This is a genomic window from Acinetobacter sp. ANC 4636 (genome assembly GCF_054454555.1).
Map to the genome: position 1 here is coordinate 102764 of NZ_JBTKVD010000011.1, position 10657 is coordinate 113420.

11 protein-coding genes are annotated in these 10657 nt (G+C 41.6%); 7 read left to right on the forward strand and 4 right to left on the reverse strand.

The window, feature by feature from the left end; genetic code table 11:
- Nucleotides 1–2 precede the first annotated feature (2 nt).
- Both minE and ACX1N5_RS12370 read left to right on the forward strand, forming a co-directional pair.
- Nucleotides 3–275, forward strand: a complete 273-nt coding sequence (gene minE / locus ACX1N5_RS12365; RefSeq protein WP_004750634.1) for a cell division topological specificity factor MinE — start codon at nt 3–5, stop codon at nt 273–275.
- 122 nt (nt 276–397) lie between these two features.
- On the forward strand, nt 398–685 hold the full coding sequence (locus tag ACX1N5_RS12370; RefSeq protein WP_458802724.1) for a PA4642 family protein: 288 nt from the start codon (nt 398–400) through the stop codon (nt 683–685).
- Between the two features lie 46 nt (nt 686–731).
- Here the strand turns inward: ACX1N5_RS12370 and ACX1N5_RS12375 are convergent, their stop codons facing one another.
- Complete coding sequence (locus ACX1N5_RS12375; protein ID WP_458802726.1) at nt 732–1049, reverse strand: hypothetical protein; 318 nt, start codon at nt 1047–1049, stop codon at nt 732–734.
- Nucleotides 1050–1144: 95 nt separating this feature from the next.
- On the opposite strand from ACX1N5_RS12375, the gene ACX1N5_RS12380 reads away from it, so the two are divergent.
- On the forward strand, nt 1145–2575 hold the full coding sequence (locus ACX1N5_RS12380) for an aminotransferase-like domain-containing protein (RefSeq protein WP_458802729.1): 1431 nt from the start codon (nt 1145–1147) through the stop codon (nt 2573–2575).
- A 3-nt stretch (nt 2576–2578) separates the two neighbouring features.
- Here ACX1N5_RS12380 and ACX1N5_RS12385 read toward each other — a convergent pair whose 3' ends face one another.
- Entirely contained in the window at nt 2579–3202 is a 624-nt protein-coding gene (locus tag ACX1N5_RS12385) for a LysE family transporter (RefSeq protein WP_004750626.1), read from the reverse strand.
- Between the two features lie 149 nt (nt 3203–3351).
- On the opposite strand from ACX1N5_RS12385, the gene ppk2 reads away from it, so the two are divergent.
- Entirely contained in the window at nt 3352–4290 is a 939-nt protein-coding gene (ppk2, locus tag ACX1N5_RS12390) for a polyphosphate kinase 2 (protein WP_458802732.1), read from the forward strand.
- Between the two features lie 41 nt (nt 4291–4331).
- Here ppk2 and ACX1N5_RS12395 read toward each other — a convergent pair whose 3' ends face one another.
- Entirely contained in the window at nt 4332–7235 is a 2904-nt protein-coding gene (locus ACX1N5_RS12395; protein ID WP_458802734.1) for a DNA translocase FtsK, read from the reverse strand.
- Between the two features lie 247 nt (nt 7236–7482).
- Here ACX1N5_RS12395 and trxB point away from each other — a divergent pair, with 247 nt between their 5' ends.
- From trxB to ACX1N5_RS12410, 3 genes are all read left to right on the forward strand, one after another.
- Complete coding sequence (gene trxB / locus ACX1N5_RS12400) at nt 7483–8433, forward strand: thioredoxin-disulfide reductase (RefSeq protein WP_004901955.1); 951 nt, start codon at nt 7483–7485, stop codon at nt 8431–8433.
- 86 nt (nt 8434–8519) lie between these two features.
- Nucleotides 8520–9260: a leucyl/phenylalanyl-tRNA--protein transferase gene (gene aat / locus ACX1N5_RS12405; RefSeq protein ID WP_458802745.1), complete on the forward strand. Its 741-nt coding sequence runs from the start codon at nt 8520–8522 to the stop codon at nt 9258–9260.
- Between the two features lie 24 nt (nt 9261–9284).
- Nucleotides 9285–10097, forward strand: coding sequence for an arginyltransferase (locus ACX1N5_RS12410; RefSeq protein ID WP_131382201.1), 813 nt, complete (start codon nt 9285–9287; stop codon nt 10095–10097).
- Here the strand turns inward: ACX1N5_RS12410 and rimI are convergent.
- Complete coding sequence (gene rimI, locus ACX1N5_RS12415; RefSeq protein ID WP_458802737.1) at nt 10090–10551, reverse strand: ribosomal protein S18-alanine N-acetyltransferase; 462 nt, start codon at nt 10549–10551, stop codon at nt 10090–10092. The genes ACX1N5_RS12410 and rimI overlap by 8 nt on opposite strands.
- Nucleotides 10552–10657 lie beyond the last annotated feature (106 nt).

Consider the following 10657-nt stretch of genomic DNA (forward strand, 5'->3'; position numbering starts at 1 on the left):
TCATGGCAGGATTTTGGAGCAAATTATTTGGTAGTGACGATAAAACCCCAAGCGCACAGATGGCAAAAGACCGTTTAAAGGTTATTGTTGCTTCTGAACAAGGCTTAGGTCGTCGCTTGAGTCAAGACAAAATTGATCAGATGAAAAAAGAGATTATGCAAGTGGTTAGCCGCTATGTTCGGGGCGTCGATGAACAGCATATCCAAATGCAAGTACGTTCAGAAGCCAATATTGAAATGCTTGAGATGAATATCAATTTACCTGAAGATCATTAATTTCAATTCTGATTAGCTAAATATAATAATTCAAGGCAAAATATGGGGCTGGATAAGCAAACTAAAGCTTTATCCAGTCGCAAAATATTTTGCCTTTTATTTTCAATGTCGAGGAGTGAGCTATGGCATTATCACAGCCAGCAACTTTCAATGAAGAATGGTCAGATGAGCGTGTGTTTGCCTACTTGAATCATTTACCTCCTGAAGGAAACAGCGCGGACTTCCATGTACTTTATAATGCCTATAAACACATGCGTCCACATGATTTCGAGCGCTTACTGACTCAATTTACTGCTGATGGCCGCGATGTCAATGCAACCAACCCTCAAGGTCAGCGTATTCACGATGTGATTACACAGTTCCCTCGCCATTCGACTGAATTTCTTAACGTTCTGGCAAAATTTGCCTAACTGTAGCCTGTTAAGCACTATCGATATTTAGCCTGCTCTGTGCAGGCTATTTTATTGCACGAGGTAAAACCAGCACGGTGCTTGCCTCACCATTTTGTAGCAGTTGCAGCCATGTTCCTTGTGGTTTTTCAATACACTCAAAGATTTTAGGTTCTGTCTGAGCAATCTTATAGCTTTGCTGCAATCGATAATATAACCGTATACCCTGCTTTCCCTGTTGAGTCGTCACTAGATGATAAGCTTCTACAGCCTGAGCATTAAGATAACCCTCTGCCAGCCTTTGACAGGTCGCAAAATTTTCCTGCTTAAATTGAGTACAGCCAAACAGGCTTAGGCATATCAAGACAGCGATTAGATTTTTCATAAATTCTCCCCCATAACCAATCAAATATTGGTCAATCATAGGAAGATTCTGTTAAGGTATACAGATACACTTTTTTCTAAAAAAGCAGTACAGATATGCAATTTCGTTATCAGGATATTGCCAGTCAGCTTCGACATAAAATTCTGGCGGGTGAACTTAGCCCGCATTGTAAGCTACCCTCGCTACGCAACTTTGCCAAGCAACAAAATATCAGCCTGACAACTGCTCAAGCGTGTTATGAACTACTAGAAGCGCAGGGACATGTCTATGTCAAACCCAAGTCTGGTTTTTTTGTACAAGCACCTAAAATAATAACTGCAAATACCCAGCAGCATGACTATATTGATTTCCCCTCAGTCAGCCGAGAAGTTTCCAGTTTTGATCTGCATAACCAGATTCAGGAAGCCTCCAGTCAAGCGCAAATGATTCACCTTGGTGCAATTCAACTGGGCAGCCCACTCATTCCAATTGAAGGCCTACGGCGTTCGATTCAAAGAAGCCTTAAGCATAGCCACCCTGAAGATTTTTTATATTGTGATCGGCAAGGACACCCTCGTTTACGCAAAGCATTGCTGCAACACTGGGCAGAAGATGCCATTCATGTCGCTTACGATGATATTTTTATCACCAATGGCTGTATGGCTGCTCTCATGCTCATTATTCAGTCTCTTACTGAGATTGGTGACAGCATTATTCTACCGACACCTACATTTAACGGACAATTGCTGTTACTTGCTAGCTTAAATCGTAAAGTCATTGAAATTCCATCGCATGCTCAAGGTATTGATTTACAACGCCTCGAACAGGTTCTACAAACAGGGCAAGCCAAAGCATGTCTTTTAACAGCCAATTATCAGAATCCTCTAGGGTACTGCCTGACGCATCAGGAAAAAGCACAGATTGCAGCACTGGCTGCCAAATATCAGTGTTTCATCATCGAAGATGATATTTATGGTGAATGTGGGTATGACTTGCAGCGCCCGTTACCGATCAAGCATTGGGATCAGGCAGGTTATGTCATTTGGGTAGGTTCAGTGTCGAAAAGTTTATCCAGTGCATATCGAATTGGCTGGTTATGTCTGCCTAAAACCTTGCAGCATTTAAAGCCCAAACTACTCGCACACAATATTATTGTGAATACACCACTACAACTTGGTTTGGCTGATTTTATTTTTAGTGGTGGTTATCGTCGCCATCTCAATCAGTTACGCCCCTGCCTATGGGAACAGGTACAGCAGTATATACAGTATTTACAACAGCTTTTTACTCCACAGATATTATTGCTAAATATGCCTCAAGGCGGTTATGCATTATGGATGAAGCTGCCGCAGCATTTAAGCGCTTTTGCACTCTATCAATTTGCATTAAGTCAGAGTACCAGTATTGTCCCTGGCGGTATTTTTGGGGAAGACAATAAATATCATGACTATATTCGGATTAATGCAGGCCATCCTTTGACAGCCCCTATTCAGGCAGCCTTACAACAGCTTGCGACATGGATCAGGCAGCAAGCTGAGGATGGATAAGAATTATTTATTGGTGATTAAGAATGCACCAAATAGCGTAAAAATACCGCCCGAGATGCCATCAATCCATTTTACCGAACGCTGATAAACTGCCTTGCAAGCTGGTAATGAAAATACAAAGGTGACAAACAAGAACCAAATTGCCGTTTCTGCACTAATCACCAAAAACAGAACAGCATGTAAATGCTCTAGCGCAGGATTGGTCAAAAATAATGAGAAAACGCTCCCAAAATAAATCACTGCTTTCGGGTTGGACAAATTGGTTAACATGCCTTTCATAAAGCAGCTCAACATACTTTTAGATACTTGCACACTTGGGGAAATGGTTGTTGTCTGTTGTTTAGAAAATGCCGAACGTAACATTTGCACGCCCAACCAACATAAATATAATCCGCCACAAACCAGCAACACATGCTTCAGCCATGCCATTTTTTCAAACAGCATGTTTAACCCCATTAATGCCAGTAACGACCAGAACATAACACCAACAGTGATACCCACAACAACAGCTACTGCTTCTTTATGAGAACGGCTGATTGCTGTTTGTGATACTAAAAAGAAATCTGGTCCAGGCGTAATCAAGGCACAGAAGTGAATAAATATCAGCATTGCAAAAGCAGCAAACATGCAGATCTCCAATTAACTGAATAAGCAAAACATGAATATTACACTGCATTGTGTCATATTTAAATGCAGTGTGTGCCAAGGGCATTGGTGCTACACTGGTTACAATATCGTGTTTTGCGACAACAAACAAAAATAGAGTTTAGAGAAATATGAGTTCACCCCATCAACTACAACCAAGCGAAGACGTCTCCACGGCTGAGCAGGAATTAATTAAAGATTTACCTGTTTTTTCTAAAACAGTTTTGGACTATCAGGGGAAGGTAACTGCGGAAGATTCCAGTTCAGCTGAGTTACCAGCAAGTTACCCATATCGGACTCGACTCTCTCGTAAAGCCTATGAAGCAGAGAAAAAATTGCTACAGATTGAACTACTCAAAGTTCAGTCTTGGGTCAAAGATACGGGGCAACGTATTGTTTGTTTGTTTGAAGGTCGAGATGCCGCAGGTAAAGGCGGCACGATCAAGCGCTTTATGGAACATTTAAATCCACGCGGAGCACGCGTGGTTGCATTAGAAAAACCCACCCTGACCGAAAGTGGTCAATGGTATTTCCAGCGCTATATCGAGCATTTTCCAAGTAAAGGTGAAATGGTATTTTTTGACCGCTCTTGGTACAACCGTGCAGGTGTGGAACAAGTCATGGGATTTTGTGAACCACAAGAGTATTTGCAATTCATGCGCCAAACGCCTGAACTTGAGCGTATGCTCGTTAACAGTGGTATTCATCTGTTTAAATTCTGGTTTTCTGTCAGTCGTGAAGAACAGTTACGCCGCTTTATTTCACGCCGCGATGATCCACTGAAACACTGGAAACTCTCTCCAATCGACATCCAGTCTTTAGATCGTTGGGAGGATTATACCCAAGCCAAAAACCATATGTTTTTTCATACGCATACAGGTGATGCACCTTGGACAATCATCAAATCTGATGATAAAAAACGCGCACGTTTAAATTGTATTCGTTACTTTTTATCGAAACTGGATTATCCAGATAAAAATCAGAAACTAACCCGCAAAGTGGATGAGCAAATTGTGCTTGTTCCAAATCCTCAATTTCAAGAGCACATTTTAAGTACGTCTGATGAGTAATCAAAAAAAAACCTAACCATGACGGTTAGGTTTTTTTGAATCTAAACGAGAATATCTCGTTTACCGTTTGCACCCATTGAGCTAACAATCCCATTTTCTTCCATGGTATCAATCAGTCTCGCTGCGCGATTATAGCCCAGACTAAATTTACGCTGTAAAGATGAAGTCGATGCCTTACGTGTTTCCAGTACAAATGCAACTGCCTGATCATACAAAACGTCGCGGTCAGGACTCGCATCACCTTCTTCAAAACCACGATTCGTTGATTCTTCATCGTATGGCGTCAAGATTTCATCAACATAGTTGGGTGAAGCGCGCTCACGCCATGCATCACAAATACGGTTGACTTCATCATCACTAATAAATGCGCCATGTACACGTTCAGGTTCAATTTTACCTGGACCAAGAAACAGCATATCACCGTGACCCAGCAAGTCTTCTGCACCACCTGCATCTAAAATGGTACGTGAGTCAATTTTAGAGTTCACGCGTAATGCAACACGGGTTGGAATGTTCGCCTTAATCAGACCTGTAATGACATCTACAGATGGGCGCTGTGTTGCAAGCAGTAAATGAATACCCGCAGCACGTGATTTTTGTGCCAGACGAGTAATCATTTCTTCCGCTTTTTTACCCACTTGCATAATCATGTCTGCAAATTCGTCTGCCACAATCACAATCATAGGTAAAGGTTGCAAACGTGGTGCGCGCTCTTGTGTTGCTGAATCACTTGGTTTCCAAGTTGGATCAATAAGGTCTTCCCCGCGCTCCAAAGCTTCTTCAACCTTACGATTATAATCAGTAATTTTACGAATTTTTAGGAATGACATCAGTTTATAACGACGTTCCATTTCGTTGACACACCAATTCAAGGCACTGACCGCATCTTTCATATCGGTCACTACAGGCGTCAATAAATGCGGAATATCATTATAATTGGCCAATTCTAACTGCTTAGGGTCGATCAATATAAAGCGTAACTGCTCAGGTTTATATTTCAGTAGCATCGACAAAATCATCGAGTTGACCGCGACGGATTTACCTGAACCTGTTGTACCTGCGACCAACATATGCGGTGCTTTGGCAAGGTCGGTCAAAACAGGATTTCCAGAAATATCTTTACCCATTGCCATACTGATCAAGTTATTTGGATCACGGTAAGCAGGTGTTTCCAAAAGCTCAATTAAACGCACCATTTCTCGTGCGCTATTTGGAACCTCGATCCCAATATACGGTTTACCTGGAATCACCTCAACCACACGAACCGAAGCCATTGACATAGAACGTGCCAAATCTCGTGAAATATTGGTGACTTTGGAGGCTTTGACACCAGGTGCCAAATCCAGCTCAAATCGGGTAACTACTGGGCCTGGCTGTGCTTCAATCACTTTTGCCTTGACATTAAACTCTTGTAATTTAATTTCCAGAAGTTCGGACAAACGTTCCAGCTGCTCAGCCGTAAAATTAACTTTTTTATTTGGATCAACCCGATCAAGTAAGTCTTCACTTGGTAATGGTGAAAGGTTTTTGCGCTTTTCTGCAACCTGCATAGCACGAGACAATGGTCGCCCTGTCGCATCGGTCAGTGGAGCATCAAAATCAAAGTCATCTTCGGGCTGAGGCTTGCCTGCTGTTTCATGCCATGCCTCAATAAACTCTTCCTTTGATAAACTCGGCTGTGTTTCAAGTGTGGTTTTAATTTCAGCTTTTACAAATGCTGATGACTGTGCATAGCTTTCTGCCCGACGTGGTGGTTGTACAGGTATATCTGTATCCATTGCTAAAAGCTTTTCAATATCGGCAATCTCATCATGCTTAAGTAAATGTTGTACTGTCGTATCAACTGATACAGGCGTTTCTACCACATCATTGGTTAGACTGGTTTTAACCAGCTCATCAAATGCCAGATCATCTTTCCAATCCACTTTTTCATGTAAGTCAACTGGCACATTCGAGTGCGTAATCTGCTGCTGAACGTGTTGCTGTGTATCATGAGTTTCTTCGGCAGCTTGCAGTAATGCATCTATTTCTTGCCGTTGTTCATCATTTTTATCAAGCTCTAGCGCACGCCAAACCTCACCTGTTGGTACAATACGATCTTGCTGTTTAGTCAACTGATGTGCTTTTTGCAATGTTTTTTCAAACTCAGCATCATTCAACACAGGGCTATTTGCTTTTTCTGCCTGTTGGTCTTTACCTGCCAAATCATCTAACAAACGCTCTGCAACAGGGTCTGCTGTCAGATGTTGAGCTGTCATGATCGGCTGTGCTTCTATTTTTTGTTCTGCTGAAGGTGCTTGTGCAACCGTGGTTTTTTTTATCGTTGGCTGTGGCGGGTTGGTGGTTAAATCATAATCTGCTTCACTTTCAGGCACATTACGATAAAACAAATCTTCCAGATATTTTGGTGTTGCTTTTAATGTCGCCCACGTTCGATTCCAGCGCACGCCAAAAGCAAAAGTAAACAGCATACTCCATAAAATTATCAGGAAAGCGCTTGCACCATAAAGGGTTAGCAATTGTGATAGGCTCGATCCCAGTTCGTAACCAATAATTCCGCCCGAAGCATTATCCAGTGCATCACTTGGCACTTGCCAAAATAGATACAGTAAACTGGCTGTGGTCAGCATGAGGAAAAACTGGGCTGCATAACGAAAAGGACGATCTAGAAAGCTATATGGCCACCATACTTGTATAGCTTCCATAAACAGGAAGACAGGCAGCAATAAACTTGCCCAGCCTAAAAAGCCAAAGAGCAAATCAGCAATCCACGCCCCTGCTACCCCACTGGCATTTGATACTTGTTGGGTGTCGCTTGAGATATGCATCCAGCCTGGATCAAATGGTGTGTATGTGACTGTCGCTAAAAACAGATAAATCCCAAATGAGACCAAAAATAATGTAATGAGTAAGCGCTGTGCATAAGCACTCGACACCGCGGTCATATACTGTCCTGTATCAGAAAAATCATAGCCAGTTGAAAATCAGCAATAAACTTTTTTTCAATTCATAAATATCTGTATTATGCACTTGTTTAGCAAAAAAAGATGCAATCTAATACAGCATGTTTGTAGTCTTCTATATAGCTCAAATCGATTTAGATGATCAATATTATCGACATTGATCGAACACACAATAACAGCACTTTAACGTATAATTTTTTCAGTTTTTAATTATAAAAGGAAATCTGCAATGACAGCTCGCCATTCGCGATTAATTATTTTAGGTTCTGGCCCTGCTGGTTATAGTGCTGCGGTCTATGCAGCACGTGCAAACTTAAAACCGACCTTGATTGCAGGCTTACAGCTTGGTGGGCAACTAACAACAACGACAGAAGTTGACAACTGGCCAGGCGACCCTGAAGGTCTGACAGGCCCTGTACTAATGGAGCGTATGCAGGCACATGCTGAGCGTTTCGGTACAGAAATTGTGTATGACCATATCAATGAAGTGGACTTGAATGTACGCCCATTTGTTCTCAAAGGCGATATGGAAGAATACACCTGTGATGCTTTAATTTTGGCAACAGGTGCAACAGCGCAATACTTGGGTCTTGAATCTGAACAAAAATTTATGGGTCAAGGCGTAAGTGCTTGTGCAACCTGTGACGGTTTCTTCTATAAAAACCAGCATGTGATGGTAGTTGGTGGTGGCAACACGGCAGTTGAAGAAGCACTTTACTTATCGAATATTGCAGCACACGTGACTTTGGTTCACCGCCGTGACAGCGTACGTTCAGAAAAAATCTTGCAAGACCATCTTTTTGAAAAAGAAAAAGAAGGTAAAATTTCAATTATCTGGAATCACCAAGTCGATGAAGTGTTGGGTGACAAAACAGGTGTGACAGGTGTACGCCTGAAATCAACCCAAGATGATTCAACCCAGCAAATCGACATTCAAGGTTTGTTCATTGCCATTGGTCACAAGCCAAATACCACGATGTTTGAAGGTCAGTTACAGCTTCGTAATGGCTATATTCAAGTCCAAAGTGGCACAGCAGGCAATGCAACTGCAACTTCTGTTGAAGGTGTATTTGCTGCGGGTGACGTTGCAGACAGCGTTTATCGCCAAGCGATTACTTCAGCAGGTTCAGGTTGTATGGCAGCCCTAGATGCAGAAAAATACCTTGATAACTTGGCTTAATCTTAACTGATTAATTAAAAAGCCGTAGTCATACGGCTTTTTTTATGTCAGTGTTTTTAAGCACCTTTGAGACTCATGAATACAATATGCAACAGCAACTTCCTGCTTCAAAATACATTTTCCCGAGTCCTTGTGAACAAGACCCCGATGGTCATGGCTTGATTTGTATTGGGGCTGACCTTAGCCCATCAACACTATATGAAGCTTATAGTCATGGATTATTTCCCTGGTTTAATGAAGATGATCCGATTTGCTGGTGGAGCCCTGAACCCCGCTGTATTATTCGACCGCAAGACTATCATCCAAGCAAGTCTTTATTGCGTAATATGAAAAAGCACGATTATAAGATCACCATCAATCAGGCTTTTGAACAAGTGATTCGGCGTTGCTCCTTACCTCGCCAATATGCCAATGAAACATGGATTAGTGAGGATATTATTCAAAGTTACTGCCAAATGTTTGAGTTAGGCTATGGTTACAGTATTGAAGTCTGGGCAGATCAAGAAAAACTTGTAGGTGGGTTATATGGTATCCATATTGGGCATGGTTGCTTTGGGGAATCCATGTTTAGCCAAGCCACCGACGTCTCAAAAATGGCTTTTTTTGTGCTCATGCTGATCGGGCGAGAACAAAATCTGCCATGGATTGACTGCCAATTGGTCAATGATCACTTGATCAGCTTAGGCGCGAGCACACTTTCTCGACAAGATTACCTAAAATCGTTACAAGATGTTATAAAACAACCTAATATCGATTGGAAAAGTTATCAAGACAGTGTATTTTCATCTAAAGAGGTTGCTGTAAATCAACAATTATTAAAGAAATAGCTATGTTCAGGAGGGACGCCTGATATGAATTCGTACCATCCAAAGTCACCTTTAAATGAACTACAATATTATATTACGCCGCCACATGACTGTAGTTATCTGGATCACAAATCGGCACGCATGGTATTTTTAGACCCAGCACAGCGTATTGATGTGGTAACGCTATCTGAACTATCACGTTCAGGTTTTCGGCGTAGCGGTGATTTTGTCTACCGTCCCGAATGCCATTTATGTCGGCAATGCTTATCTTGTCGCATTCCTGTGAATGATTTTGTCATGAACAGTGCCCAAAAAAAGGCATGGAAGCACAATCAAGATCTGCACCTACGCATTGTACGTACGGAAAACGCAACATCCATTCATTACGATCTGTATGAACGCTACATTAACTTACGCCACCATGATGGTGACATGTTTCCAGCGAGTATTGATCAGTTCGATAAATTTCTGATGCATAGTTGTACTGACAGCTTTTTTTTGGAGCTGTGGCAAGACCAGCAACTGATGTGTGTTTCAACATGCGATATGCTCGATGATGGCATATCGGCAGTATATACATTTTTCGAACCTGAAGAGCATCGCAGATCTCTTGGGGTATTTGCAATTTTAAAACAGATTGAATATGCCAAAGCATTAGAGCTGGATTATGTTTATTTAGGGTATTGGGTTCCTCACTCGAAAAAAATGAATTACAAATCCCAGTACATTCCTTTTGAGGTTCTGATTGATGGGCAATGGCGACGTTTAAATAGACAACTCAGCGATCAGGAAATCCAGAGTTTAGGTACATCCTTAATGACCACGCTGTCTTCAGACTGGAATCGGGTGATTAAATAGAAAATAACTTTGCGAAATCATCAGTGCAACTTTTCACCATGATGATCGCATGTTCACGTCCACCACCAGCAAGCGGATAATAATTTTTGCGTCTATCAATTTGATGAAAGCCAGATTTTTCATACAGTTTGATTGCTGCAACATTACTTTCGCGCACTTCAAGAAAAATTTGTATAGGGTTATTGCTTAATTGCTCAATTGAATAACTCAAGAGCTCAAACCCTAAACCACGCCCTTGCATCTTCGGGTCAACCGCCATCAACAACAAATTTGCCTCATCAAGGACAGGTTGTAAAATACAAAAACCGACAACCTTGCCTTGCTGCTCAATTACTGTAACTTGATAGTTTTCCAGTGCTTCCTGAAATTGCTTTTCTGACCATGGATGACTTTGCACAGCCACTTCAATTTGGTAAACCTGTGCAATATCAGCAGGCTGCATTAAACGCATCATTCTAGAAAAACTCATCTATTTTTTTAAATTATACGCGACTCATAAAACCTACAGGCATAAAAAAACGCTCCAAAGGAGCGTTTTTTTACTTTTCAGTGATTATGCT

Coding starts and splice junctions, on each gene's coding strand:
- minE (WP_004750634.1), top strand. CDS start 3: ATGGCAGGATTTTGGAGCAAATTATTTGGTAGTGACGATAAAACCCCA.
- ACX1N5_RS12370 (WP_458802724.1), top strand. CDS start 398: ATGGCATTATCACAGCCAGCAACTTTCAATGAAGAATGGTCAGATGAG.
- ACX1N5_RS12375 (WP_458802726.1), bottom strand. CDS start 1,049: ATGAAAAATCTAATCGCTGTCTTGATATGCCTAAGCCTGTTTGGCTGT.
- ACX1N5_RS12380 (WP_458802729.1), top strand. CDS start 1,145: ATGCAATTTCGTTATCAGGATATTGCCAGTCAGCTTCGACATAAAATT.
- ACX1N5_RS12385 (WP_004750626.1), bottom strand. CDS start 3,202: ATGTTTGCTGCTTTTGCAATGCTGATATTTATTCACTTCTGTGCCTTG.
- ppk2 (WP_458802732.1), top strand. CDS start 3,352: ATGAGTTCACCCCATCAACTACAACCAAGCGAAGACGTCTCCACGGCT.
- ACX1N5_RS12395 (WP_458802734.1), bottom strand. CDS start 7,235: ATGACCGCGGTGTCGAGTGCTTATGCACAGCGCTTACTCATTACATTA.
- trxB (WP_004901955.1), top strand. CDS start 7,483: ATGACAGCTCGCCATTCGCGATTAATTATTTTAGGTTCTGGCCCTGCT.
- aat (WP_458802745.1), top strand. CDS start 8,520: ATGCAACAGCAACTTCCTGCTTCAAAATACATTTTCCCGAGTCCTTGT.
- ACX1N5_RS12410 (WP_131382201.1), top strand. CDS start 9,285: ATGAATTCGTACCATCCAAAGTCACCTTTAAATGAACTACAATATTAT.
- rimI (WP_458802737.1), bottom strand. CDS start 10,551: ATGATGCGTTTAATGCAGCCTGCTGATATTGCACAGGTTTACCAAATT.